This window comes from Streptomyces sp. LaBMicrA B280 (genome assembly GCF_049222185.1).
Lineage (GTDB): Bacteria > Actinomycetota > Actinomycetes > Streptomycetales > Streptomycetaceae > Streptomyces > Streptomyces murinus.
In genome coordinates, this window is the sequence record NZ_JBMJCT010000014.1 from 1 (window position 1) to 25,428 (window position 25,428).

Annotated in this window: 22 protein-coding genes and 1 pseudogene; 13 read left to right on the forward strand and 10 right to left on the reverse strand. The window is 73.1% G+C overall.

What is annotated here, in order from left to right:
* The 4 genes and pseudogenes from ACLF5H_RS14415 to ACLF5H_RS14430 form a co-directional block, all read left to right on the forward strand.
* Window positions 1-675: pseudogene (locus ACLF5H_RS14415) on the forward strand (serine/threonine protein kinase); the annotation flags it as partial.
* Between the two features lie 159 nt (window positions 676-834).
* Window positions 835-1,536, forward strand: a complete 702-nt coding sequence (locus tag ACLF5H_RS14420; RefSeq protein WP_421676468.1) for a DUF4232 domain-containing protein — start codon at window positions 835-837, stop codon at window positions 1,534-1,536.
* A 115-nt stretch (window positions 1,537-1,651) separates the two neighbouring features.
* Window positions 1,652-2,875 (forward strand): SLC13 family permease, encoded by a 1,224-nt coding sequence (locus ACLF5H_RS14425; protein ID WP_421676469.1) that lies wholly within the window; start codon window positions 1,652-1,654, stop codon window positions 2,873-2,875.
* A 15-nt stretch (window positions 2,876-2,890) separates the two neighbouring features.
* On the forward strand, window positions 2,891-3,382 hold the full coding sequence (locus tag ACLF5H_RS14430) for a universal stress protein (protein WP_421676470.1): 492 nt from the start codon (window positions 2,891-2,893) through the stop codon (window positions 3,380-3,382).
* A gap of 92 nt (window positions 3,383-3,474) precedes the next feature.
* Here the strand turns inward: ACLF5H_RS14430 and ACLF5H_RS14435 are convergent, their stop codons facing one another.
* Window positions 3,475-4,443 (reverse strand): aldo/keto reductase, encoded by a 969-nt coding sequence (locus ACLF5H_RS14435; RefSeq protein ID WP_421676471.1) that lies wholly within the window; start codon window positions 4,441-4,443, stop codon window positions 3,475-3,477.
* A 101-nt stretch (window positions 4,444-4,544) separates the two neighbouring features.
* Between ACLF5H_RS14435 and ACLF5H_RS14440 the strand changes: the two genes are divergently transcribed.
* Together ACLF5H_RS14440 and ACLF5H_RS14445 are read left to right on the forward strand one after the other, a co-directional pair.
* Window positions 4,545-5,351 carry an endo alpha-1,4 polygalactosaminidase gene (locus ACLF5H_RS14440; RefSeq protein ID WP_421676472.1) on the forward strand — a complete coding sequence of 269 codons (807 nt, stop codon included), beginning with the start codon at window positions 4,545-4,547 and terminating at the stop codon, window positions 5,349-5,351.
* Between the two features lie 136 nt (window positions 5,352-5,487).
* The gene (locus tag ACLF5H_RS14445) at window positions 5,488-6,345 is read left to right on the forward strand and encodes a hypothetical protein (protein ID WP_421676473.1); all 858 of its coding nucleotides are present in this window, start codon (window positions 5,488-5,490) and stop codon (window positions 6,343-6,345) included.
* Here the strand turns inward: ACLF5H_RS14445 and ACLF5H_RS14450 are convergent.
* The 3 genes from ACLF5H_RS14450 to ACLF5H_RS14460 form a co-directional block, all read right to left on the reverse strand.
* Complete coding sequence (locus ACLF5H_RS14450; protein WP_421676474.1) at window positions 6,342-6,884, reverse strand: flavoprotein; 543 nt, start codon at window positions 6,882-6,884, stop codon at window positions 6,342-6,344. The genes ACLF5H_RS14445 and ACLF5H_RS14450 overlap by 4 nt on opposite strands.
* A 62-nt stretch (window positions 6,885-6,946) precedes the next feature.
* A complete protein-coding gene (locus tag ACLF5H_RS14455) occupies window positions 6,947-7,723 on the reverse strand; it encodes a thioesterase II family protein (protein ID WP_421676475.1) in 777 nt (258 codons plus the stop codon).
* The gene (locus ACLF5H_RS14460; RefSeq protein ID WP_421676476.1) at window positions 7,720-8,718 is read right to left on the reverse strand and encodes an LLM class flavin-dependent oxidoreductase; all 999 of its coding nucleotides are present in this window, start codon (window positions 8,716-8,718) and stop codon (window positions 7,720-7,722) included. The genes ACLF5H_RS14455 and ACLF5H_RS14460 overlap by 4 nt, the downstream gene beginning before the upstream one ends.
* A 348-nt stretch (window positions 8,719-9,066) precedes the next feature.
* Here ACLF5H_RS14460 and ACLF5H_RS14465 point away from each other — a divergent pair, with 348 nt between their 5' ends.
* From ACLF5H_RS14465 to ACLF5H_RS14485, 5 genes are all read left to right on the forward strand, one after another.
* Window positions 9,067-9,936 (forward strand): AfsR/SARP family transcriptional regulator, encoded by an 870-nt coding sequence (locus ACLF5H_RS14465; RefSeq protein ID WP_421676477.1) that lies wholly within the window; start codon window positions 9,067-9,069, stop codon window positions 9,934-9,936.
* Window positions 9,937-10,319: 383 nt separating this feature from the next.
* Window positions 10,320-11,774 carry a flavin-containing monooxygenase gene (locus ACLF5H_RS14470; RefSeq protein WP_421676478.1) on the forward strand — a complete coding sequence of 485 codons (1,455 nt, stop codon included), beginning with the start codon at window positions 10,320-10,322 and terminating at the stop codon, window positions 11,772-11,774.
* Window positions 11,775-11,970: 196 nt separating this feature from the next.
* The gene (locus ACLF5H_RS14475) at window positions 11,971-12,936 is read left to right on the forward strand and encodes an alpha/beta hydrolase (RefSeq protein ID WP_421676479.1); all 966 of its coding nucleotides are present in this window, start codon (window positions 11,971-11,973) and stop codon (window positions 12,934-12,936) included.
* Between the two features lie 110 nt (window positions 12,937-13,046).
* Window positions 13,047-13,310: a hypothetical protein gene (locus tag ACLF5H_RS14480; RefSeq protein ID WP_421676480.1), complete on the forward strand. Its 264-nt coding sequence runs from the start codon at window positions 13,047-13,049 to the stop codon at window positions 13,308-13,310.
* Between the two features lie 164 nt (window positions 13,311-13,474).
* On the forward strand, window positions 13,475-13,687 hold the full coding sequence (locus ACLF5H_RS14485) for a hypothetical protein (protein ID WP_421676481.1): 213 nt from the start codon (window positions 13,475-13,477) through the stop codon (window positions 13,685-13,687).
* Between the two features lie 442 nt (window positions 13,688-14,129).
* On the opposite strand, the gene ACLF5H_RS14490 is transcribed toward ACLF5H_RS14485, so the two are convergent.
* Genes ACLF5H_RS14490 through ACLF5H_RS14500 form a run of 3 tightly spaced genes read right to left on the reverse strand, consistent with a single transcriptional unit; the run spans window position 14,130 to window position 20,600 of the window.
* On the reverse strand, window positions 14,130-15,713 hold the full coding sequence (locus ACLF5H_RS14490) for a long-chain-fatty-acid--CoA ligase (RefSeq protein WP_421676482.1): 1,584 nt from the start codon (window positions 15,711-15,713) through the stop codon (window positions 14,130-14,132).
* Complete coding sequence (locus ACLF5H_RS14495) at window positions 15,710-20,248, reverse strand: type I polyketide synthase (RefSeq protein WP_421676483.1); 4,539 nt, start codon at window positions 20,246-20,248, stop codon at window positions 15,710-15,712. The genes ACLF5H_RS14490 and ACLF5H_RS14495 overlap by 4 nt, the downstream gene beginning before the upstream one ends.
* 25 nt (window positions 20,249-20,273) lie before the next feature.
* Window positions 20,274-20,600, reverse strand: a complete 327-nt coding sequence (locus ACLF5H_RS14500; protein ID WP_274506008.1) for an acyl carrier protein — start codon at window positions 20,598-20,600, stop codon at window positions 20,274-20,276.
* Between the two features lie 135 nt (window positions 20,601-20,735).
* On the opposite strand from ACLF5H_RS14500, the gene ACLF5H_RS14505 reads away from it, so the two are divergent.
* Both ACLF5H_RS14505 and ACLF5H_RS14510 read left to right on the forward strand, forming a co-directional pair.
* Complete coding sequence (locus ACLF5H_RS14505; RefSeq protein ID WP_421676484.1) at window positions 20,736-22,190, forward strand: CoA transferase; 1,455 nt, start codon at window positions 20,736-20,738, stop codon at window positions 22,188-22,190.
* 35 nt (window positions 22,191-22,225) lie between these two features.
* On the forward strand, window positions 22,226-22,783 hold the full coding sequence (locus ACLF5H_RS14510; protein WP_421676485.1) for a carboxymuconolactone decarboxylase family protein: 558 nt from the start codon (window positions 22,226-22,228) through the stop codon (window positions 22,781-22,783).
* 493 nt (window positions 22,784-23,276) lie between these two features.
* Here the strand turns inward: ACLF5H_RS14510 and ACLF5H_RS14515 are convergent, their stop codons facing one another.
* The 3 genes from ACLF5H_RS14515 to ACLF5H_RS14525 all read right to left on the reverse strand — a co-directional run bounded on the left by ACLF5H_RS14515 (window position 23,277) and on the right by ACLF5H_RS14525 (window position 25,349).
* Window positions 23,277-23,486 carry a ferredoxin gene (locus ACLF5H_RS14515; protein WP_421676486.1) on the reverse strand — a complete coding sequence of 70 codons (210 nt, stop codon included), beginning with the start codon at window positions 23,484-23,486 and terminating at the stop codon, window positions 23,277-23,279.
* A gap of 12 nt (window positions 23,487-23,498) precedes the next feature.
* Window positions 23,499-24,728, reverse strand: coding sequence for a cytochrome P450 (locus ACLF5H_RS14520; RefSeq protein ID WP_421676487.1), 1,230 nt, complete (start codon window positions 24,726-24,728; stop codon window positions 23,499-23,501).
* A gap of 162 nt (window positions 24,729-24,890) precedes the next feature.
* Window positions 24,891-25,349, reverse strand: a complete 459-nt coding sequence (locus ACLF5H_RS14525) for a nuclear transport factor 2 family protein (protein WP_421676488.1) — start codon at window positions 25,347-25,349, stop codon at window positions 24,891-24,893.
* Window positions 25,350-25,428: the final 79 nt, after the last annotated feature.

Genomic DNA, 25,428 nt, shown 5'->3' on the forward strand with positions numbered 1-25,428 from the left:
GACCGGGCGCGGCGCTGGCCCGGCGCCGGTGAGTTCGCCGCCGAGCTGGACCGGCTGGCGGGCGGGCCCGCGGCCGCGCGGAGGCTCGGGTGGCCGCGTCTGGACCGGGTACGGGGGCGGCTGAACACGGTGACGCTGGCGGTGGCCGCGCTGGTCGCCGCCGCGCTGGCGGCGGGCACGGTGACCGTGGTGCTGCACCGCGGCGGGGCCCCGGAGCAGCCGCGGGTGGCGGACGCGGGCGGCCGGGTGAGCGTCCGGGTGCCCGCGGGCTGGGACCGCGAGCTGCGCGACTCCGGCTGGGATCCGCGGGCGCTGGGTCTGGGCTCCGGGCATGAACCGGGCCTGGTGGTGGCCGACGATCTCGCCCGGTGGCCCGATCTGAAGGCCCCGGTCGACGGTGTGTTCGTCGGGGTCAGCGCGCACGGCGATGTCACCGCACGGGTGAAGGCGCTCGCGCACTCCGGCTGTCACTACTCCAGCAGCCGTGACTTCCGCGGCGCCGACTGGCACGGGCTGGTGCGGGCCTGGAGCGGCTGTCCGGACGGCGGTTCGATCACCGAGTCCGCGCTCGTCCCGGCGGGCGGCGCCACCGAGCCGCAGGTGTATGTGCAGCTACGCCAGCGGGGTGACGGCGACGCCACCGATGGCGTACTGCGCTCCCTGCGGGTGCGCTGAGGGGTGAGCCGAGGGTCGGTCCGGGGCCGAAGCGGGGAAAAGAACCCTCGTGTTCCGAACTTTTCCCACCCTCCGTGCATCGGAGTGGGGTGACGGCGCACTCGGCACCGTAGGCACGCGTCCGTCGCGTGCCCCGACCAACCAGGAGTGTTGAGCGACATGGTGTACACCCCACGGTCCGCGCGGCGCGGAGCCCTGTTCGCGGGCTCGGTCGCCGTGCTGGGCCTGCTGACCGCCTGCGGCACCGGCCAGACCGTGCACAGCAGTTCCCCCATGACGTCCTCGGGTACGGCGGCGCCCGCGACCGGCGACTCCTCCGCACCGGCGCCCTCCGGCACCGCGACCACGCCCTCCCCCGCCTCCTCCGCGCCCACCGGCGCCCCCTCGACGGCGTCCACCCGGGCGACCGCCACCTCGGGCGGCGGCACCACCGCGGCGGCGAGCACCCGCTGCCACACCTCCGAACTGCGGGCCTCCGTGGGCCGCAACGACCCGGGCGCCGGGCAGGAGAACTTCCCCGTGGTGCTCACCAACACCTCCGGGCGCACCTGCACCGTGCGCGGCTTCCCGGGCGCGGCCTTCGTGAACGCCTCCGGCGGCCAGCTCGGCCCCAACCCCGGTCGGGAGTCGGGCTCGTCGACGACGGTCACGCTCAAGCCCGGCCAGAGCGCCTGGGCCGGGCTGACCTTCTCCAACCCGGGCGTCAGCGGCGCGAAGACGGCCAAGCCGGCGGCCCTGCTGATCACCCCGCCCGATGAACGCGATCATCTGAAGGTGACATGGCCGGGCGGCGAGGTCCCGGTCTCCGGCAACTCCTCGGCCGTCTTCCTGACCGTGTTCAGCCCCGGCACCGCTCCCTGACCGCCTGGCCCCGGCCGTCGCAAGGCGGCCGGGGCCATCTGTTTTCATGGGCGGGAAAGCGTGATCGAATCCGGAAGGACCCGCCCTGAACAGCGCGCTCGCCGAAGCACTCTCCGTGGTACTGCTCCTCGCGGTGCTCGCCTTCGCCGTCGTACGGCCCTTCGGGTGGCCGGAGGCGGTGCCGGCCGTCCCGGCCGCCGGGATCGTGATCGCCTCCGGCGCCCTCTCCCTCGACCATGCCCGCGCCGAGGCCGAGCGGCTGGGTCCGGTGGTCGGTTTCCTCGCGGCGGTCCTGGTGCTCGCCCACTTCTGCGCCGTGGAGGGCCTGTTCCGGGCGTGCGGGGCGTGGATGGCCCGCTGGGCGGCGGGGCGTCCGGTGCGGCTGCTGACGGCGGTCTTCGTGCTCGCGTCCGCCATCACCGCCGTACTCAGCCTGGACGCCACGATCGTGCTGCTCACCCCGGTGGTGTTCGCCACCGCCGCGCGCACCGGCGTACGCCCCAAGCCGCATGTGTACGCCTGCACGCATCTGTCGAACACGGCGTCGCTGCTGCTGCCGGTGTCCAATCTGACGAACCTGCTGGCGTTCGCGGCGAGCGGGCTGAGCTTCACCCGCTTCGCCGGGCTGATGGCGCTGCCGTGGCTGGCGGCGATCGGCGTGGAGTACGTGGTGTTCCGGCGGTTCTTCGCCGGTGACCTCGCGGCGGCGGCCCCGGCCGGCCGGGACACCGGCGAGCCGCCCGTCTTCCCCCGGTTCGCGGTGGTGACCGTCGGCTGCACCCTTGCCGGGTTCGTGGTGGCCTCGGCGTTCGGCGTCGAGCCCGCGTGGGTGGCGGCGGCCGGGGCGCTGGTGCTGGCCGGGCGGGCGCTGCTGCGCCGCGAGGCGACCCCGGTGGCGGTGGTGAAGGCGGCGGCCCCGGCGTTCCTCGCGTTCGTGCTCGCGCTGGGCATCGTGGTGCGGGCAGTGGTGGACAACGGGCTCGCCGACGCGCTCGGGCAGGTCGTGCCGGGCGGCACCGGGCTGCCCGCGCTGCTGGGGATCGCCGCGCTGGCCGCCGTCCTCGCGAACATCGTCAACAACCTGCCCGCCGTGCTGGTCCTGCTGCCGCTCGCGGCCCCGGCGGGTCCCGGCGCGGTGCTCGCGGTGCTGCTCGGGGTGAACATCGGCCCGAACCTGACCTACGCCGGGTCGCTGGCCACGCTGCTCTGGCGGCGGATCGTGCACCAGCACGAGCACGGCGTGAACCTCGGCGAGTTCACCCGGCTGGGTCTGCTCGCCGTGCCGTCCTCCCTCGCGGTCGCGGTGGTGGCACTGTGGGGGTCGCTGCACGTTCTGTGACGGGAGGCCGATGCGATGCGGGTGATCGTCTGGCTGGTCGAGGGCACCTGGCCCGCCTGTGTGGACGCCGTGCGCGAGCATGCGCCGGAGTCCGCCGAGGTGGTGCTGCTGCATGTCAGCGGGCCCGATGTGCCCGGGGTCGCGCACGGCGCGTTCGCGGGGCTGCTGGGCCGGGGGCACCCGGAGCGCGATCCCGGTGTCCTGCTGGAGGAGCTGGGCGGGACGTCGGCGGCCGAACTCCTCGCGGCGGCGGCCGAGCGGCTGGACCGGCCCGCCGGGTGCGAGGAGCGGACGGGCCGGGTGGAGCGGGAGGTGGTGGCCGCCGCCGAGGGCGCCGACCTGCTGGTGCTGGCCCGGGACGGCGACCGGTCCCGGCTCGGCCCGCGCAGCCTCGGCCCCGCGGTCCGCTTCGCCGTCGACCACGCCCCCTGCCCGGTCCTCCTGGTCTGGCCCGAACCGGCCCCCGGCCTCGCGACCCTCCCGCCTCCGCCGCCGCACCACCCCTGAGACCGCCATGGGGGCCGTTCGGCGCGGCACATCGGGGCGTGCGGCACAGAATCCGCGCCGCACGGACCGTGCTGAGCGAGGCCGCGCAGCGCTCAGTGGCCGCTGATCGCGCGCGGTGTGTAGGGCCGCTCCAGCTCCTCGATCTCCTTTTCGGTGAGGGTGAGTTCGACGGCGGCGACCGCGTCCTCCAGATGCCGGGCCTGGCCGGCGCCGACGATCGGGGCGGTCACCGGGCTCTGGTGCAGCAGCCAGGCGAGGGCCACCTGGGCGCGCGACACGCCCCGCTCCCCGGCGATCCGGGTGACGGCCTCCACGATCGCGCGGTCGCCCTCCTGGTAGAGCTTGCCGCCGAAGACATCGTGCTCGCTGCGCTCGGTGACCGTGCCCCAGTCGCGGGTGAGCCGGCCCCGGGCGAGCGGGCTCCACGGCAGCACGCCGACGCCCTGGTCGACGCAGAGCGGCAGCATCTCCCGCTCCTCCTCGCGGTAGAGCAGGTTGTAGTGGTCCTGCATGGAGACGAACTTCGTCCAGCCGTGCCGCTCCGCCGTGTACTGGGCCTTGGAGAACTCCCACGCGTACATCGAACTCGCCCCGATGTAGCGGGCCTTGCCCGCCTTGACCACGTCGTGCAGCGCCTCCATCGTCTCCTCGATCGAAGTGGCGTGGTCATAGCGGTGGATCTGGTACAGGTCGACGTAGTCGGTGCCGAGGCGGCGCAGGCTGTGATCGATCTCGGTCATGATCGCCTTGCGGGACAGCCCGGCGCCGTTGGGACCCGGCCGCATCCGCCCGTGCACCTTGGTGGCCAGCACGATGTCGTCGCGGTGCGCGAAGTCCTTGAGCGCCCTGCCGACGATCTCCTCGCTGGTGCCGTCGGAGTACACGTTGGCGGTGTCGAAGAAGGTGATGCCCGCCTCCAGCGCCTGCCGGATCAGCGGACGGGCGGCCTCCTCGTCCAGGGTCCATTCGTGGTTGCCGCGCTCCGGCACCCCGTAGGTCATGCAGCCCAGACAGACGCGCGACACGTCCAGGCCCGTCGAACCGAGCTTCACATACTGCATCGTTGCTGCTCCTGCCTTCGGGACGGGTGATCACGGCCGAGCCTACGACGTGGCCGGACACCGCCTTGACGGTCGAGGCGTTTGAACGCTTTGATCCAGACATGTTCCGCGCCGCGTCACTCGTCGTACTGGCCGTCACCGTCTCCGTCCTGACGGGCTGTGCGACCACCGGAAAGGACGACGGCGGAAAGCCGCCGTCGGTCCGGCTGCCACCCCGGCATGCCGGGTTCGACTACCAGATCGGCGGCGCCTATCCCCCGCCGTCCGGCGTCCGCGTCGTCAGCCGCGACCGGTCCGACTCCCCCGCGCCCGGCCTGTACAACATCTGCTACGTCAACGCCTTCCAGGCCCAGCCCGCCGAACGCGCCTCCTGGCCGCGCGACCTGCTGCTGCGGGACGCGCACGGCAGGGTCGTCATGGACAAGGACTGGAACGAGGCGCTGCTCGACATCGGCACCCCGGCCAAGCGGAAGCGGGTGGCGCGGCGGGTGGACGGCTGGATCGACGACTGCGCGCGCAAGGGCTTCGACGCCGTGGAGCCGGACAACTACGACAGCTACACCCGCTCCGACGGGCGGCTCTCCCCCTCCGACGCGATCGCGTTCATCGCCCTGCTGTCCCGGCACGCGCACGAGCGGCACCTGGCCATCGCGCAGAAGAACACCTCCGAACTGGCCGGTGCGCGGCGCCGGGCCGGGCTGGACTTCGCGGTGGCGGAGGAGTGCGGGCAGTACGACGAGTGCGGGGTGTACGCGAAGGCGTTCGGGGACCGCGTGGTCGACATCGAGTACACGTCGGACGGTCTGCGCAAGGCCCTCACCGGCTGGGGCAAGCGGCTGAGCATCGTCCGCCGGGACCGGGACGTCACCACTCCGGGCGCCTCCGGGTATGTGCGGGCGGTGCGCTAGGGCCCGTCCGGGCGGGTGTGTTGGTGCCCCCAGGTGACCGTTCGGCGTGGGAGGCGAGGGATGGTCGTACCGTCGGATGATCCTCAGGGGCAGGCGACCGGCGCGCGGCCGGTCCGGGCCGCCCGGGAGGAACGCGGTGCCGACTCGTCCGACCACCCTGAGAGCACTGGCCGGGGCGGCACTGCTGCCCCTGGCCCTCGTCACCCCGGCCTGGGGCAGCCCGGGCGCCGCCCCGGCCCCGAAGGCCGAGGGCCCGGCCACGCTGTGCGCGGTCGCCGGGACGCTGCGCGGCGATCACGGCCAGCACGCGCTGGTCAGCCTGTGCGCGGGCAGCGGCACCCCGCAGTTCGCGGTCTCCGCCCCGGCCTCCTGCGGCCGCGCCGGCACCCGGGTCCGCTACAGCTGCCGCACCAACGGCACCTGGTCCGCCGAGCGTTCCGGGAAGGCCCTGGCCGGCGGCCCGCTGCCCGGTTCGGGCGACTACCCGGGGCCCGGCACGTACGACATCACGGCCACCGTGCGGGTACGGTCCGCGCCCGCCGGGGTGGACCTCACGGGCCAGGTGCGGGCCACGCTGACGCTGACCGCGCCCAAGGCGCCGCCCACGCACGCCATCACCGTCGACCGCACGACGCTGCGCCGCAACGCCACGACCACGCTTGTCTACACGGTGCGCCGGGACAGTACGGAGGGCGACGGCAGCGCCCGGTTCGGGCTGATCGGCGAGGCCGCCAGCGGTGTCCGGATCACCACCTCCGACGCCCGCTGCGTCAACCCGCTGATGGGCAGGTACCCGGCGAAGACCCGGCTGCCGTACTCCCTGGACTGTGCGCTGACCGAGCTCCAGCCCGGCCACCCGGAGCGGGTCGAGGTCCGTGTCACCGTCGGCGCCACCTGCTCCACGGTGGTCTCCAAGCTCGGCTACTGGATGCCCGACGGCCAGGCCCTGTACACCGGCGGCATGCTGCAGGGACCCGAGCTGACCTGTTCCTAGCCGCGTTCCAGCAGGTCCAGCGCGGTCCTCCAGGGGAACGCCGGGCGGCCGCCGTCGGGACCCGGCGCGCCGGAGTACGGGTCCCCGAAGCGCACGCCCATCCCGCGCAGCCGTACCAGGCTGTCCTGGTAGGCGGGATGGGCGGCCAGCGCGGGGCCCACACAGGGCAGCACCGCGATCGGCACCCCGAGGCCCGCGGCCTCGCACAGGGTGCCGACGGCCAGGGTGTCGCCGATGCCCGCCGCCCACTTGTTGACGGTGTTGAAGGTGGCGGGCGCGACCGCCACGGCGTCGGGCGCCGGGAACGGCCGCGGATCGGCCGGAGAGCGCCATGCCGACCGTACGACCCTGCCGGTACGGTCCTGGACCGCCGCGACGTCGAAGAAGCCGCCCATCGCGACCGGTGTGGCGATGACCCCGACCTCCCAGCCCCGCTCCTGCGCGGCCGCGATCAACTCCCCCACCCCGGCGGCGATACCGGCCGCGCAGACGACGACGTACAGGAACGGCTTCTCGGATGCTCCGGCGTGTTCGCTCACCCGGGAAGCGTATCGACCGGCGACGGGCCGATGCCGTGGTCCGGTGCTCCGGGGTGAGGCCGTCAGAGCCGGGCGGACAGGCGGCGCAGCCGGCGGTCCAGGCTGTGCTGGAGGGCCGCGGTGTGTTCGAAGAGGTAGAAGTGGCCGCCGGGGTACTGGGTCGCGCCGAGGAAGTCGGGGCAGTGGTCGGCCCAGGCGGCCATGTCGCCGGGTGCCACGATGGGGTCGGTGGTGCCGCAGTAGGCCGCGACCGGGCAGGGCGCCGGTTCGCCGTCCTCGCGCAGGCTGCCCGCGGCCAGGAAGTCGGCGCGCAGCGCGGGCATGATCGAGGCCAGGGTGGCCGGATCGAGCGTCGTGCCCTCCGGCATCAGACCCAACTGGCCGACCCGGTCGAGAAGTTCGTCATCCGACATGGTGGCGACGCGGGCCAGTTCGGCGGTCGGCTCCAGGGCCGGGGCCCAGGCCGAGACGCCGAGGAGCGCGGGGGCCGGCAGGCCGTTCCACGCGGTGGCCACGGACAGCCGGTAGGCGAGCAGCGCGCCGAAGCTGTGGCCGAACAGCAGATAGGGCCGGCCGTCGAGTTCGGCCTCGAAGACCTCCAGGAGCGCGTCCAGCAGGGGCTCCACATCGGTGAACGGCTCCTCGCCCAACCGCTCCTGGCGGCCCGGCAGTTGCAGGGTGCGTACGTCCATGGTGGAGGGCAGGGTGGCGGCCCACGCCTGGTAGGCCGGGGCGGTGCCGCCCGCGTGCGGGAACAGGAACACCTGGTGGTCGGCGTGGGGGTCGGCCCCGGCGGTGGTGAACCAGCGGGCACGTCGGGTGCTGCCGGCGGTGCTCATGTGCTCTCCTGATCTGTCTGGCGGGCCGTGGAGACGAGTACGTCCGCTATCTCCCGCAGGTGTGTCTCCGGTCGCAGCGATCCGATGCGGAGCAGGATGTGCCGGGCGCCCGCCCGCACATAGTCGGCGAGGCGCTGCGCGCAGTGTTCGCTGGGCCCCCACGCGCAGGCGCGCATGGCCGACATCTGCTCCAGGGCGCGTCCGTAGCAGTGTTCGAGGTAGTCGTCCAGCTCGACCCTGGCCCCGCGCTCGTCCGGGCCGACCGTGACCGTCAGATACAGGGCCGGGGTCACCGCACCGGCCCGGCGTCCCGCGCGCCGGCAGAGGTCCTCCAGGCGGCGCCGGGCACCGGCGTAGGACTCGGCCGAGGTGCGGGACGACAGCCAGCCGTCGTAGAGGCGGGCGGCCCGTTCGAGCGCGCGGGCGCCGTCGGCACCGGCGGCGAGCCACAGCGGCGGTCCGTCCGGCGCGGCGGGGCAGATCAGCCGGTCCAGGCCCTCCTCCTGCCAGTGCCGGCCCGTGAAGTGCGTGGGCGCGCCGGGCCGGGTGCTGCTCCAGGCCGTCCGCCACAGCGCGGTGACCTCGTCGAGGGTGCCGGCCCGGGCGGCGGACGAGGCGCCCACGGCGGCCAGTTCCTCCTCGGTCTCCGGCACCGGGAAGCCGGATCCCACGCCGAGGACGAGTCGGCCGGAACTGACGTGGTCCAGGCTGCTGACCATGCTCGCGGCCATGAGCGGGTGGCGCAGCGCCGGTGTCATGGCCGCGGTGCCCAGCAGCACCCGGCGGGTCACCGCGCCCACGGCGGACAGCACCACCAGGGGGTCGAGCCGGGGGCGCGCGGTGAGCGAGTCGCCCGTCCACAGGGAGTCGAAGCCGAGCTGTTCGGCGCGTCGCGCGAAGTCCAGCAGGGAGGAGGCGCTGTGCTCGCCGAGGATCGCCTGCTCCCGGGTCGGCAACAGGACCCCCACGCGGAGCGGCTGACGAACGGGCCCCATCACACACCTCTTTCTGCGGTCGCGGTCGGCGGTACCCGCGATCCAAGCAACCCCACCTGACAGGTTCCTGATCGTCCGATGAAAGCGGGCACGGGAATTGGAAAACCGTTAATGCTGCTCCTTAACCGGCCGTGGCTGTGCTCGATAATCAGCACGACAGGGTGGCGAACGCGCAATGATGATGTCCGACATGCACCGGTCCATCCCGACATCACCGGCGGAAATCAGCATTGTTGCAATGGACACGCACTGGCCTGGAAGCGACGGCCGACTCTCCTCGATACTTGCGGTTGCGAAGGTTACTGGAGTCAATTAAAGGAACCGCGCACGGCTCGGCAGGAGGAAAAAGTGATCACCTATTCGCAGTTCGAGGACGCCCATCCGAACAACGACCGGAGACTGCCTTCCGGGCCCTCGGCTCGTGACGTTTCCCCGACGCGTCCGGTCTGCGCGTTCCTGGGCCCCCTGGAGGTGCGCACCGGCGGCCGTACGCACACCGTCGGCGGCAACCGGCAGCGGACCCTGCTGGCGGCACTGCTGGTGAGCCTCGGCCGGCCGCTGGCCGCCGAGCAGCTGTACACCGAGCTGTGGGGGGAGAACCCCCCGCCCACCTTCGAGAACTCGCTCCAGGCCCATGTGTACCGGTTACGCCGGACCCTCCAGCAACTGGCCGGGCCGGACGGCCGGGCACCCGAGCTGCTCACCCGCTCGTCCGGGTACGTGCTGGAGCTGGGTGACGAGGAGACCGACGCGGCGGCCTTCCGGCGGCTGGCCGGCCAGGCCCGCGCCTGCGCCCGGCACGCCCCCGACCAGGCGCTTCAGCTGCTCGACGAGGCACTGGCGCTGTGGCGCGGCGCGCCCTTCCAGGACGTCGCCCAGGGGCCCATGTCGCAGAGCGTGGCGCTGGCCCTGGAGGAGGAGCAGCTGTGCGCGGTCGAGGACAAGCTCTGGCTGGAGATACAGCTGGCGGACCCGGTGCACAGCATCAGTGAGCTGAAGCGCATGCGCACCATCCACCCCTGGCGGGAGCGGCTGACCGAGATGCTCATGCTGGCCCTGTACCGGACCGGGCGGCAGGCCGAGGCGGTGGAGACGTACAACAGCACGCGGCACCGGCTGGCCAGTGAGCTGGGCATGGAGCCCTCGCTCAAGCTGCGCCAGCGGCTCCAGCAGATCCTCAACCAGGCGCCCTCACTGGACGCCGCCGTGCCCGCCTAGGGGCCGGCGACAGGCAGCGACGAGGCTGCGGCAGTACGCCCGGAAAACCGCCGGGGGCGTACCGCCGCAGCCTCGTTCTTCATTTCCGCTCCGGCCTCGCCCGAGAACGTCCGCGGCGCGTCAGCTCCGTGTCAGCGCCACGCGCGAGACTATTCCTCGCGCATACCCCGCACAGGAAATCGGCACGAGCACGAAGAGAGCGCTGTCAAAGCATTCTTCGGTGCTTTTATCCGCCGCGTCGGCGAGGGTTTATTTGCCGTATCCTTTTCTCTTGCAATTATCGTGAGCAAATGTCTGCCCTCGGTCCATCAGTCATTCTTCAGCCGTCGATCAGCAGCCCTGTCCAGGGTGGACCGCGAAGAGGCACTACGAAGGGGATGACTATGGACGAGGACTTCGAGATCGTCATCATCGGCGCCGGGATGTCGGGCCTCGGCATGGCCGCCCGTCTCAAGGAGGCCGGCCGGGACACGTTCACGGTGCTGGAGAAGGCCCCCAGCATCGGCGGGACCTGGCGCGACAACACGTACCCCGGCGCGGCCTGCGATGTGCAGTCCCACCTGTACTGGTACTCCTTCGGCGAGCAGCCCGACTGGAGCCGTACCTACGCCGGGCAGCCGGAGATCCTGCACAACCTCGAACGGTTCGCGAAGAGCCAGGGGCTGATGGAGCACATCCGCTGCGGCACCGAGGTCACCCAGGCCACCTGGTCGGACGAGGACGGCCGCTGGCTGCTGCGCACCGCGCGCGGCGAGCGGCTGCGGGCCCGGGTGCTGATCACCGCGTGGGGACAGCTCAACCTGCCGGCCTGGGCGGGCATCGAGGGCGCGGAGCGCTTCACCGGGACCCAGGTGCACACGGCGCGCTGGCCCGAGGACCTGGATCTGACGGGCAAGCGGGTCGCCTGCATCGGCAGCGCGGCCAGCGCCGTCCAGCTGGTGCCCGCCATCGCGGGGGACACCGAGCGGCTGACGGTGTTCCAGCGGTCCGCCAACTACCTGCTGCCGCGCCAGGACCAGGCGCTGAGCGACGACGAGCGCGCCGGACTGCTCGCCGAGCCGCACTGCTACGACGAGCTGCGCGAGGGCCTCTACCGTGAGCGCGACGGCTGGGCCGTCGGCCTGCGCGACGACGGCAACCCGGTGCGGGACGAGTTCCTGCGGGTGGCCAAGGACCATCTGGCCGCGCAGGTCGCCGACGAGGAGCTGCGCGAGCGGCTCACCCCCGACTACGCGTTCGGCTGCAAGCGGGTGCTGATCAGCGACGACTACTACCCGGCCGTCTCCCGTGACAACGTCGAACTGGTCTCCGAGCCCATCGCGAGGATCGAGCCGGAGGGCATCAGGACCGCGGACGGGCGGCTGCACGACGTCGATGTGATCGTGCACGCCACCGGCTTCCAGCCGCTCGACCGCACCGGCGGGGCGGAGATCGTCGGACGGGACCTGCTGACGCTGCGCGAGGCGTGGAAGGACGGCGCCGAGGCGTATCTCGGGGTGTCGGTCAGCGGCTTCCCGAACATGTTCATGCTCTACGGCCCGAACACCAACCTGGGCCACCACTCGATCCTGTTCATGGTGGAGTGCCAGATCGACTACGTCCTCAAGGCGCTCGGCTCCCTCGACGGCGACCGGAACCGCGCCCTGGACGTCGACCCCGGGGTGCAGCGCCGCTACAACGAGGAGCTCCAGCGGGACCTCGCGGGCACGGCCTTCGCCGCCGGGTGCGCGAGCTGGTACAAGACGGGCGACGGGCGCGTGGTCAACAACTGGCCCGCCAGCATCGAGGCGTACAAGGAGCGCACCGCCGTCTTCGAGCCGCGGGACTACACCCGCTAGGCGGCTGCCGATCCGCTCCCGGTCGGGGCTCGGGGAAGGCACCGCGGCCGTGTCGCGTCCGGCGGTCCCGGGCGGCAACGCCTCGGTGCCGCCCGGGCGTTCACGGTCGCCGCGCCCCGGCCGGCATCGCCCGCGCGGCCGGGTCCCCCGCTTCGGGCGACGCCCCCTTGTTCCGATCCCGGGAAGGAAAGAGACCATGGCCTACGACATCGACCCCGAGCTCGCGGCCGCGCTGGCCGCCCTGCCCAAGGCCCCGAACGGCTCCCTGCTGGACCTTTCCGACATCCGCGCGTGCCGCGAGCGGGTGGCGGCGGCCGAGGAATGGCTCCCCGCGCCCGACCCGGACCCGCGCGTCAAGACCGAGACGCTCAGCGTGCCGCGCGCGGACGGGACCGTGCTCGACGTGCTGATGTTCCACCCCGGCGACGCCGACCACGACCGGCCCGCCCTGGTCTACTTCCACGCCGGTGGGCAGGTGCTCGGCAGCGCCCACGACCGCACGGCCCGGGCGTACGGCGCGGCCCTGGCGCTGCGGCTCGATGTCGTACTGGCCGCCGTCGACTACCGGCTGGCCCCGGAGACCCCGGCGCCGGGCGCGGCCGAGGACGGCCATCTGGCGTACACGTACCTCACCGCGCACGCCGCCGCGCACGGGATCGACCCGGACCGGATCGGGCTCGCGGGCGCGAGCGGCGGCGGGGCGGTCGCCACGGCCACCGCGCTCATGGTCCGCGACCGCGGCGAGCGCCCCCCGCGGCTGCTGTCGCTGCACTACCCGATGCTCGACGACCGGGGCGAGACCCGCTCCAGCCGGGAGATCACCGACCTCGGCGTCTGGGACCGGCAGGAGAACCTGTACGCCTGGGCCACGGTGCTGGGCGACCGCGTCGGCGCGCCGGACGTGCACCCGTACTCCGCGCCCGGCCGCGCCACCGATCTCGCGGGTCTGCCGGACACCTTCATCGCCGTCGGCCAGTTCGACGTCTTCCGCGACGAGGACATCGACTTCGCGCGCCGGTTGCTCGCCGCCGGTGTCCCGGTCGACCTGCATGTCTACGCGCACGCCTTCCACTCGTGGGACGTGTTCGCGCCGCGCTCGGCCCTCGCCAGGACCTTCGAACAGACCTGGCACGACTATCTGCGCCGCCATCTGCACGGCTGAGCCCCGCCGTCCACACCCGTGCCGCGTCGCCGACGATCTGTACGAACTGCCCGGCGCCCGGGTGGTGATGCGCGGGGAAGAAGCCCGGCACCACGCCAAGGAGCCTTCCCGTGGCGGGATCCCACGCGGACAGACCCGCGGCGCTGTCGGCGTCCCCGCCGCTGAACAGACGGGTGCCGTCGCTGAAGAACTGTCCCGACGGGCCCTCGAACGAGGCGAGTTCCACGGCCGTCGTCGCGCACCACGGATCGCCCTGGGCGGTCCGGGTCGAATCGAAGATCCGTGCGCCGGGCCGTATGACCTCCTCGTCGTCGCCGAGGCCCGCGACCGCGATCCTGATGGAGTCGATCCAGGTCATGGGCCGGTCCCAGTAGTAGGCCCGGCCGCAGAGCCGGACCCCGCTCGGGCCGCCCGCCGGCTCCCGCGCCGCGCCCTGCGGCCACGCGGCCGGATCCCATACGGTGGGGATCCCGACGGGGTGCCACACCCAGCCGTCGTCCAGGACGCGCCTGCCGTCCGGGCTCACTTGGAGCGCACCGTGGAAGTAGTCGTGTTCCGGGCGGCCCCGTTCATCGGCGGGGCCCGTGAGCAGGGCGCCGGTCCGCGCGTCGGACACGTCCAGCCGGTTCCGGTCCGTGCGATGGACCACGACGTCACGGTCGCCGCGGCGGGCGAACGCCAGCGAGAACGGCACGGTCTCCTCGTGACCCCCCTGATGCTCCAGGGTGAGCGTGGTCCGGCCGGTCCGTAGCTCGATCACCTCGCCGAGTCGGCCGTAGTCGTTGACCACCGCGGCGAACATCCCGTCGCCGGACGCGTGCAGCCGCCGACGGCACCGGTGGCCTGCCCACGGTTCGCGATCCGGCTCCGTCGCGAGGGTGGTGGCCGCCACCGGCTCATGGATCCCGGCCGCCATGTCCCAGCGGCCGATCGTCCCGTCCGCGCCCAGCACCAGCCACACCGGCCGCCCGGCATCGCGCACCGGCGCCAGGGAGGCGATCTCCCCCACGCCCCTCGGCACCGGGACCTCCCGGACCCCGCCGTCGCCACCGATCAACGCCGTTCCTCCCCGAGACCGAGCCCAAGCCGAACGGGCAGCATATCCAGGCGGGTTCAGCGGACCGGGGTCCTCCCGTACGACGCCGGCCCGCCCCTCGGTGAGGTGGCGGGCCGGCGTCGTGCGGGAGGTGCGGTCAGCTCTTCGCGGCGGCGAGTTCGTCGCGTACCGCCCGGCGCAGTACCTTGCCGCTGGGGTTGCGGGGCAGGGCGTCGGCGAAGTCGTACGACGTGGGCATCTTGAAGTCCGCCAGCCGGCCGCGCAGGAAGAGGTGCAGGTCCCTGGGCCCCGCCTCCTGGCCCGGCTCCAGGACCACCCGGGCGTGCACGGACTCGCCCCAGCGCTCGTGCGGCAGGCCCACCACGGCGGCGCCGGACACGGCGGGGTGCCGGGCGAGGGCGTCCTCGATCTCCTTCGGGTAGACGTTCTCACCCGCCACGATGATCATGTCGTTGACGCGGTCGCGGACGTAGAGGTAGCCGTCCTCGTCGAGGTACCCGGCGTCCCCCATGTGCACCCAGCCCTCCACCACGGTGCGCTCGGTGGCCTCCGGCAGCCGCCAGTAGCCGAGCATCCGGGCGGGGGTGCGCACACAGACCTCGCCGACCTCGCCGGTGGGCAGCACCCGGCCCTCGGGGTCCTCGATGCGCACCTCGATCCCCGGGTAGGGGCGGCCCGCGGCGCGCAGTCGCGGGCTGCCGGGGACATGGTCGGCGGGCGGCAGGCAGACGGCGAAGTTGCCGGTCTCGCTGCTGCCGTAGATCTGGAGGAAGTCGCAGTCCATGAGGTCGATCGCCCGGCTCAGCAGGTCCTCGCCGATCGGCGAGCCACCGTAGACGACCTTGCGCAGCGAGCCGAGGGCGCCCCTGGCGGCGGCCGGTTCGAGGAGCATCAGCTCCAGCATGGCGGGCGCCACGATGCCGGTGGTGACCTTCTCCTCCTCGATCACCCGCACCGCGTCGGAGCTGATGAAGGCGGGCAGCGACACCACGGTGACACCGGCGTTGAACGCCTGCATCGCGTAGGAGAGACCGCCGATGTGGAAGCCGGGCAGGCCGATCAGGCTGCGGTCGCCGGACTGCCAGTCGAGCCAGTCCAGGCCGTTGTCGTCCATCGCCTCGGCGACGTTGAAGAAGCTGCGGTGCGGCAGCACGACGCCCTTGGGCAGCCCGCTGGTGCCGCTGGTGTAGATCTGCACGACGGGGCTCTCCGCGTCGTCCGGCACCTGTCGGCCGCAAGGCTTTCGCGGACCGGTCCCCGCGGCCACCGCGGCCTTGCGGGCGGCCAGCGACTCGGCGCCGGGCATGTCGGCGTCCAGGCAGACCAGGGTGCGCAGCGTCGGCAGCCCCTCGCGCACCTCGGCGGCCACCGGCAGGTGCTCCGCGTCCACCAGCAGCACCTGGGTGGTGGAGTCCCGCAGGATGTGGTCGACCTCCTGGGAGGTCAGCCGCCAGTTGACGGGGACCAGGACCGCGCCGGTGCGGGCACAGGCGAAGGCCAGCTCCCAGTACTCGACGGCCTCCTTGCCGAGGTAGCCCACCCGGGCGCCGGGTACGACCCCGGCCGCGCGCAGCACCTCGGCCGTACGCGCGCTCTCCCGGTCCAGTTCCCGGTAGGTGAGCGACCGTCCGGCGCAGACGACGGCCGGCTGGTCGGGCCGGAGCGCGGCCTGCCGGGAGATCACTTCCCCCAGGGTCCGCGATCGTGTGGCTGTGGTCATCGGTGTGCTCCCGTTCCCGCCTCGTGTGCCGGTGCCTCGGCACCGGACAGCAGTTCTTCGATGTATGCGCCGAGCAGGTCCACGCCGGGCCGGTCGAAGGTGACCGACGCGGGCAGCGTGATCCGGAAGGCCGCCTCCAGCGAGTTGCGGATCTCGACCGCGTTGAGCGAGTCCATGCCGAGGGCGGCGAGTTCGGCGTCGGGTTCGATGTCGTCGGCCGACTCGAAGCGCAGCACGTCCGCGAGCCGGGCCCGCACGATGGCGTTGATCCCGGCCGAGCGGGCGGCCCCCGGGGTGTCGGCCAGGGCGTCGACGCCGGTCGGCGCCCCGTCCGCGGCGGTCCCCGAGACCAGCTCGGCGAAGAGCGCGCTGGGCGCCCTGCGGGCCACGAAGCGGTTCCAGTCGCAGCGGCCCATCAGGACCTGGGCGCGCCCGGCGTCCAGCAGCGCGGGCAGCGCGTCGGTGGCCTCGTCCTCCTCCAGGAGCGTGATGCCCTGCCCCTCCCAGCTGCGGACCAGCGAGGAGCTGAGCTGCCGCCCGGGCTCCCGGGGCGTCCAGGGGCCCCAGTTGACGGCGGTGGCGGGCAGCCCGGCACCGGCGCGCTGGGCCATCAGATGGTCGAGGAAGGCGGCGCCCGCACCGGCACCGGTCTGCGTCGCGGCGCCGAACAGGGCGCCCGCCGTGGAGCAGCCGAGGAAGAAGTCCAGCTCGGGCAGGTCGGCGGTGGCCTCGTGCAGCAGCCAGGCGCCGTAGACCTTGGCCTGGAACACGGCGTCCAGGCTCTCCCAGGTCTGCTGGGCGAGCGGCAGGTCCCGCGCGGCCTCCTGGGCGGCGTGCACCACACCGCCCACCGGGGGCGCGGTGGCGGCGAGTTCGGCCAGGACGCGGGTCACGTCCGGCGCGGAGCCGAGGTCGCAGGCATGGACCCGCGCCGTGACGCCGTCGCCGAGGGCCGGTGCGGGGCCGCCGGTGCGGCTCAGCAGGGCCAGGTGGCGGGCGCCGAGGGCGACGAGGCGGCGGGCGAGGGCCCGGCCGACCATGCCCGTCGCGCCGACCACCACATAGGTGCGGTCGGGGCGGACGGTGAGGGGGCGGGAGTCCGCGGGCACGGGGTCGGCCGTGCGCAGCCGCCGTACCCAGCGCCCGCCGTCGCGGTGGACGATTTCCAGCTCGCTCTCCTGGGCTGCCGTCCACTCCCCCACCAGGCCCGCGGCGCCGTCGCCGCCGGGCGGCAGGTCCAGCAGGGTGACCCGGTAGCCGGGGAACTCGGCGCCCAGGGCGCGGCCGAAGCCCCACAGGGTGGCGGCGGCCGCCGGTTCGGTGTCCTTGTCGCCGGGCAGGTGCTGGGCGCCCTCGGTGACCAGCCACAGGCGTTGGCCCCGGCCGAAGCCCGAGCGGGCCAGCCTGTCCAACACGGCCAGCAGTTCACGGTAGTTGGCCTCGGACTCGGCGCGCAGCCGCGCCGCTCCCGTCTCCTCGCCGGTGTGGGCGCGCCACAGCCAGCACACATCGGTGGGCGGCTCGCCCGCCAGCGCCCCGGCGAGGGCCGCGGGGTCGGGTACGGCGTCGAGGGTGACGCCCTGGGCCGCGGCCGCCTCGGCGAGGGCGCGCGGCAGCCGGTCCGTGTCCCCGGCGACGAGGACGCGCCGTCCGTCGCGGCGGGTGTCCGGCAGGGGCTGCGCGACCCAGTGCTGCTCGTAGAACAGGCCGCCGTTCGCGCCCTGTTGGTCCTCGCCGGTCCGCTCCGCCTGCCAGGCGGCCTCGGCGGCCCGGCGCTGCGGGGTGGGCAGCCAGTACCGCTTGCCGTCGAAGGGGTACGACGGCACGGGGATCCGGCGCCGCGGGGCGCCCTCGTGGTAACCCGCCCAGGAGACGGGCACGCCCGCCTCGTACGCCTTGGCGAGGGAGCGGCGGATCATGTCGCCGTCGCGGTCGTCGCGGAAGGTGCTGCTCAGCCAGACGTGGTCGGCGTCGACGGCCGAGGTCCTGGCCAGCGCGGTGAGCGCGCCGGAGGGGCCGAGTTCGACGAAGACGTGCCGGCCGCGCTGGTCCACCGCCTGGACACCGGCCTCGAACTGCACGGGTTCGAGGAGGTGGCTGATCCAGTACTCGGGGTCCGCCATCTGCCGGCCGCGGGCCACCCGGCCGGTCACGTTGGACACCAGGGCCATGCCCGGGGTGCGGAACTCGACTCCGGCGAGGACCTTGCGGAACGCGTCGGTGATCTCCGCCATCAGCGGCGAGTGGTAGGGCACGGCGCCCTTCAACGGGGTGAATTTCACGCCGCGTTCGGCCAGTTTCCGGCCCGCGTCGGCGAGCGAGTCGTGGCCGCCGGTGAGCAGGCACTGGCCGGGGCCGTTGACGGCGCCGATGGTCAGGTCCGGGTAGTCCTCGATCAGCGGGGCGATCTCGGCGGCGGGCGCGCCGACCGCGGCCATGCCGCCCTTGCTGCGCAGCGCCTCGCTCAGCCGGCCGCGGGCGGCCACCAGACGGGCGCCGTCTTCCAGCGAGAACAGTCCGGCCACCGCGGCGGCGGCGAACTCGCCCAGGCTGTGGCCCATCAGCACCGAGGGGCGGGCGCCCCAGGACAGCCAGAGCCGGGCCATCGCGTATTCCAGGCTGAACAACGCGGGCTGGAGGTAACGGGGTTCGTGGATGCGCTCGGGTGCCTCGCACTCGCCGCGGATCAACGCGCCGAGCGGGACGCCGAGCAGCGGGGTGAGGATGGCGTCGCACTCGTCCAGCGCGGCGCGGAAGGCCGGGTACTGCCGGTAGAGCGCGGCGCCCATGCCGGGGTACTGGGTGCCGGTGCCGGAGAAGAGGAAGGCCACCTTCGGGGCGCTCGCCGAGCCGCCGCGGGCGGTGCCCGCCGCCAGGGACTCGGCCCGCTTGCCCAGGGCCCGGACGGCGCCGTCCCGGTCGCCCACCACCTCGGCGATCCGGTAACGGAAGTGCGCGCGCCCGGTGTTGGAGGTGCGGCACAGGTCCGCGAGCGGGGTGTCGGGGTGGCGGTCCAGGTGGTCGAGGTAGCGCTCGGCGAGCCGGCGCAGCGAGGCGCGGCTCTTGGCGGACAGCGTGAGCACGGCGCTCGGACGGGCCTCGGCCGCCGTTTCCCCGGCGGGTGCGGGCGGCGCCTCCTCCAGGACGACGGAGGCGATCGTGCCCGTCACGCCGAACCCGTTGACCATCGCGCGCCCGGGGCCGGTGCCGGGCCAGGGGCGGCACTCGGTCGGCACGGTGACGGGCGCCTCGTCCCAGGCGATGCGCCGGGAGGGGGTGACGAGGTTCAGGTGCGGGAAGACCGTACGCTCCCGCAGCTGGAGCACCGCCTTGATGAGCGAGCCGGCCCCGGCCGCGCCCTCCATGTGGCCGATGTTGGTCTTCAACGAGCCCACCACCACGGGCCGTTCCTTGGTGTGCGACTGCGCGAACACATCGCTGATCGCGTCCATCTCGGTGGGGTCGCCGAGCGCGGTGCCCGTGCCGTGGGCCTCGACGTAGTGGATGTCGCCGGGGGTGAGCCGGCAGCGGGCCAGGGCGGAGCGCATGACCTGCTCCTGGGCGGCGCCGTTGGGGGCCGTCAGGCCCGCGCTCTCGCCGTCCTGGCCGACCGCGGAGCCCCGGATCACGGCGTGCACGGTGTCGCCGTCGCGCAGCGCGTCGGACAGCCGTTTGAGGACCAGCACCCCGCAGCCCTCGGCGCGGGCGTAGCCGTCGGCCCGCTCGTCGAAGGTCTTGCACGACCCGTCGGCGGAGAGCACCCCGCCCAGCTTCAGGATGGTGTGGTTCTGCGCGTTGTGGATGACGTTGACGCCGCCGCTCAGCGCGATCCCGCACTCGCCGCCGCGCAGGGCCTGTACGGCGAGGTGGGTGGCCGTCAGCGAGGAGGAGCAGGTGGTGTCGACGGTCATGCAGGGGCCGCGCAGCCCGAGGAAGAACGACATCCGGCCCGAGACGGCGCTGTGGGTCAGTCCGGGCGCGAGGTAGCCGTCGAGGTCGGCGGGGGCGAGGTCGGTGGACTCGAAGATGTAGTCGAGGGTGGTGACGCCCATGAACACGCCGGTGTCGCCGTGCCGCAGCGAGGTGGGGTCGATGCCCGCGTGCTCCAGCGCCTCCCAGGCGGTCTGGAGGGCCAGCCGCTGCTGGGGGTCGATGTAGGGGGCCTCCTTGGGGGAGATCGAGAAGAAGGCGGCGTCGAAGCGGTCGACGTCACGGAGGAAGCCGCCGCGCGGCCGGTCGTCGTCCCCTTCCCCGCTCTCGCCGTCGCCGTCGCCGGGGGCCATCTGGCGGCGCTCGTCGGCCGGCAGGGGCCCGATGCCCGAGCGGCCCTCGCGCAGGAACTCGGCGAATGTGTCGACGTCGTTGTTACCGCCCGGAATACGCAGCCCCATACCCACGATGGCGATGGGTTCGTATTTCTCGCGCTCCAGGGCGGCGAGCGCCTCCGCGTGGGCGGCGAGCGCTTCCTCCTTGTGTCGCAGTTCGGCGAGTACGGCGGCCAGTTCGGCCGCCGTAGGATTCGATGTGTCCGACATTTATTCCCTCCGGTCAGGAAAAAGATCACGCACAAAGATGGTCGATCAACTGACCGGCGGTCGGATGGCCGAAAAGGGCGGCTGTCGAAATCTCGCGACCCAGCTTCCGCTCCAGGGAAAGCTTCACCTCGCTCAGCCGCAACGAGGTGAGCCCCAGGTCGAAGAAGCCCACGTCCAGGGCGAACTCCTCGCGGTCGGTCATGAAAAGGGCGTTCCTGAACTCCTTCACCACCAGGTCCTCGATGAGCTCCCGGCGCTCGTACTCCGGCAGGTGATTGAGCTCCTCCACGGCGGGAAAATCATGCGACATCCACGTCACCGCCTCTCTACGAATCGACTGCTTCAGGACCACCGAACCAGCCCTTCCTGATAGTGAACTGATAGCTGGCTGATGACGGTTCGACTTTCATCGGAAGCCCTCCGCGACCCCTCCGAAAATGCCACTCGACCGGTTTACCGCCACCTCATCGGTGCTATGTTTCCGGGCATGGAAGAAAACGAATTCGATCTGATCGGTGAATTAGACAGGACACTGAAGTCGCTCGGCCTGTCGCGTGACGGCGCGGTCAGCGAACTCGTCGTGCGCGGACAGGATCCGCTGGTGCCGTCCACCATCCGGCTGGGCTCGGCCATGGGTATCGCCCTGCTGTCCGCGGCCGTCGGCGCGGCCCAGATCTGGCAGAGCGCGACGGGCCGCCCGCAGCGCCTCGGCCTCGACCTCGGGCAGGCGATGCACCAGCTCACGCCCTACCTCGGCGGCGGCAACACGCTGAACGGCTACGGCTCCAACATGGGCAGCGTCCTCGGGCTGGGCGGCGGGCTCGCCCCCGCGCTGTGGGACCTGTACCGCACCGCGGACGACCGCTGGGCCATCCCGATCGCCTGCTATCCGAGCACCCGCGACGCCTTCCTCGACATGCTCGGCACGGCGCACACCCGCGAGCACATCGGCGCGGCCGTCGCGAAGCGGATCTCCTGGGACCTGGAGGAGGAAGCGGCCGACCGGGGTGTCCCGCTCGCGATCGTCCGCAGCCGGGAGGAGTTCCTCGCGCACCCGCAGGGCCGGGCCGTGCTGGACGAACCCCTGGTGGCCGTGGAGCGGGTGGGCGACGCCCCGCCGCGTCCGCTGCCGGCCGGCGCCCAGCCGCTGTCCGGTCTGCGCTCCCTGCAGTTCACCCATGTCTTCGCGGGCACCGCGGCCGGCCGGGTGCTCGCCGAGCAGGGCGCGGATGTGCTGCATGTGTGCGAGCCGAACGCCTTTGACCACGATCTGTGCTGGAACGAGACCGGGGTCGGCCTGCGCTCCGCCCGGCTCGCCCTGGACTCCGGCGGCGACGGCCGACGCGCTTTCGAGGAACTGCTGCGCAGCGCCGATGTGTTCGTGCACAACCACCGGGCAGGCAAGATGGCCCGGCTCGGGCTCAGCCCCGAGGAGTGCGCCGAGATCTCGCCCGGCATCATCCATGTGTCCGTGCGCGCCTACGGCCACAGCGGTCCCTGGCGGGACCGGGGCGGCTTCGACCAGCACGCCCAGGCGCTGACCGGCGTCAACTGGAGCGAACGGCGGGACGGGCGCCCGGAGTTGCCGCCCGGCCGGATGCTCAACGACTACCTGGCCGCGTATCTCGTCGCCGCCGGTGTCATGAGCGCGGTGCTGCGCCGTGCCCACGAGGGCGGCAGCTACCGGGTGCGGGTCTCCCTCGCCGGTGTCTCCAACTGGGCCTATCAACTGGGCACGTTCACGCCCGAGCAGGTCGAACGGCTGCTGCCCGCCACGCCGTTGGCCCAGCCGGAGCGGATCACCCGGGCGACCCCGCTCGGCGAACTCTCCCTCGTGGCCCCGCCGGTCACCCTGAGCGAGACCCCGCCGGCCTGGCGCGGCCCGCTCCTCGTCCCCCGCGGCTCGTCACAGCCCCGCTGGCTCGACGACGAGTCCTCCTGACACCCTCCCACCGCCTTGCCCCAAGGAGAGACCCCATGTCCCGCATCCCCTGCCTCGACACCGAGGCGCTGCCCGAATCCCTGCGCTCGCTCAGCCAGGGGCGCGTCATCAACGTGTACCGGATGCTCGGCCACGCGCCCCGGTCGGTCACGCAGATCGCCCGGCTCGGCGCCGCGCTCTTCGCCGACGCCAGCCTCAGCGCGATGGACCGCGAGCTCCTCATCCTCACCTACGGCACCGTGTTCGAGGCCGAGTACGAGTGGGCGCAGCACGTGCCCATCTCCCGGGCCGTGGGCGTCACGGACGAGCAGCGCGCGGCCCTGCGCGCCAAGCGGTACGACGCCGATGTCTTCACCCCGGCCCAGCAGGCGCTGGTCACCTTCGCCGCCGCCGCGGCCGCCTCGCCGCTCGTGGACGACGCCCGGTACACGGCCGTCAGCGCCCACTACACCGAGGAACAGATCGTCGAGACCCTCGTCCTGGCGGGCTTCTACTTCCTCCTGGCCCGCGTCTGCACCGTCCTGGACGTCGAGATCGACGCGGCGGAGAGCGACGAGCTGGTACGGATGGCGCAGAGCATGCACGCCAACTGAATCTCCGGCGACGGGCGACCCGTCCGCCGTCCCCGCGCCGGTCGGCCTCGGCGACGACCGGCACGGACACCACCCCCGCCCCAACCAGGCGGCAGCTCTGAAGGCGCCGCTTCGCCGGTCGGCGCAGGGCCGGGAACCGGCTCGAACACCGCCCTGGCCCGTCGGCAGGCAGCGGCCAGCCGGGGCGCCGCCCGCCGACCCACGGCAACGGCGACGGCGAGCGCGCGCCGCCCCACCGGTCGGCCTGGGACGACAAGCTGGTTCAAACAGCGACCCCTGCCCGGTCGGCCGACGACGTCACCGACCGGACCGGAGCGAAGCCACACCGCTCGACCCAACCGCCCCGGCCCGTCGGTCGGGGCGACAACCGGTCCGGGCACTACTCCGGCCGGCCCACCGACCTGACGTACAGGCGGGCAGGGGGGCAGGGGGGCGGGCAGGCCCATCGCCCACTGCCCCTGCCCGCCCCTCGCCATCCCCCCACTCAGTCCACCTACGCCTCCGCCGCCGCCGAGTCCGTCACGGTGATCGCGCCGACCGGGCACGCCCGGGCGGCCTCGCGGACGTTCGGGTCGCCCGCGCCGTCCTCGCGGCCGGGGATCAGCATGCTGAACCCGTCGTCGTCCTGGGTGAACACACCCGGCGCGGTCAGCGCGCACTGGCCCGCGCCGATGCAGACGTTCTTGTCGATCTCGATGTGCATGAGCTGAGCCTCTTACCAGGTCACGGGGAGTTCCAGCATCCCCTGGATCGTGTCGCCGGGTTTGAAGGGGATCTCCTCGGCGGGCGCGGCCAGCCGCAGTCCCGGCAGCCGGGCGAGCAGGGTGCCGAGGGCGATCTCCAGCTCCGCGCGGGCCAGGTTCTGGCCCAGGCACTGGTGGATGCCGAAGCCGAACGACACGTGGTGCCGGGTGGGCCGGTGGAGGTCCAGGGCGTCGGGGTCGTCGTACTGGCCCGGGTCCCGGTTGATCACCGACGTGGAGAAGAAGACCCCCTCACCGGCCCGGATGGTGGTGCCGTCGATCTCGATGTCCTCCAGCGCCACCCGCGCCAGCGCGTCGACGATGGACAGCACCCGCATCAGCTCCTCGACGGCCGCGGGCAGCAGCGCCGGATCCGCGCGCAGCTCGGCCAGCCGGCCGGGGTTCTGGAGCAGGGTGAAGGTGCCGAGGGAGATCATGTTGGCGGTGGTCTCATGGCCCGCGACCAGCAGGATCACCGCGAGCGAGACGGCATCGGCGCGCTCCAGAGTGCCCTGGCGCAGCTGCTGGTGGACGAGGTCGTCGAGGACGCCGTCGCCGGGCTCGGACTGCCGGGCCTTGGCGTCGACGAGGCCGCCGAGATACTCCTCCAGGCGGTCGCGGGCGCCCTGGCTGTCCGCGGCGGTCGGCCCGCGCAGCAGCCGCCGGGACTGTTCCTCGAAGAACTCGTGGTCGGCGTAGGGCACGCCGAGCACATCGCAGATCACCATCGACGGCACGGGCAGTGCGAAGGCGGAGACCAGATCGGCGGGCGGACCCTGTTCGATCATCGTGTCCAGCAGGTCGTCCACGATCCGCTGGATGGCGGGCCGCAGCCCGCCCGCGCGTTTGAGGGTGAACGACGGGATCATCATCCGCCGCTGCCGCTGGTGCTCGGGATCGTCCTGGCCGAGCAGCGCCACCCGGCGGTCGCGGACGCCCTCGAAGCGGGGGGAGATCGACGGGAACTCGCCGCGGCGGCGGTCGCTGGACAGCCGGGGGTCGGCGAGCAGGGACCGGGCGATGGCGTGCCCGGTGACCATCCAGACCTCGCGGCCGTCGTACAGGGTGACGCGCGCCAGGGGCCGGGCCTCGCGCAGCGGGGCGTAGCCGGTCGGCGGGTGGTAGGGGCAGGTGCGGTCCTGGGGGAAGGCGACGGGGTCGGCCGGGGTCGCCGGTCCGGTGATGTCCGTCAGTTCCGTCATGGAAAGACCTCGCAGACGAAGAAGTGCGTCGTGCCGATCTTCATTAGATGCCTCAGGCACCTATGGGTCGATGACAAGTTCAGCCACTTCAAGGATCCTCCCGATCCGTCCGAATCGCGAAGGTAGGAGGGTCTGGTTCCGGCCAGACGGCGCAACCGCCGCTCACCGCGCCCCGGCGTCCCCCTCGCGCGGGGCGAAGGCACGGGCCACGGCGAGGCTGTCCTCGTACACGTGATGGCGTACGACTACGCCCTCGCGGACCGTGAGGTGCAGGGCGAACCGGGCGGTGTAGGAGCGGCCGGTCGATGCGGCCGTCTGCCGTATGACGCCGAGGACGACCGCGTCCTCGCCGTCGGCCAGGATCCGTTCGACGACGGTGTCCGCCTTCTCGGGGACGTGGTGGGCGGCCAGCTCCCGGAAGTGGGCGGCCGCGTCGGCGCGGGTGGCGCGGTGCCGGATCCACGGGGTGTCCGGGCTGCCGTGCTCCTCCTCGGGCCAGTCCAGCCGCCAGTCGCAGTCCTCGGCGTACAGCTCGGCGATCCGGTCCGGGTCGCCCGCGCCGATCCTGACCAGGAGTTCCTGGACGGCGGCGCGGGTGTCGGGGGTGGGGTCGTACGTCATGGCGGGCACTCCTCGGGTCGGATCCGGTCTCGGACGGCGACCACTGTGCCAGGGGCGGTGAGGGTGACGCGATGACCGC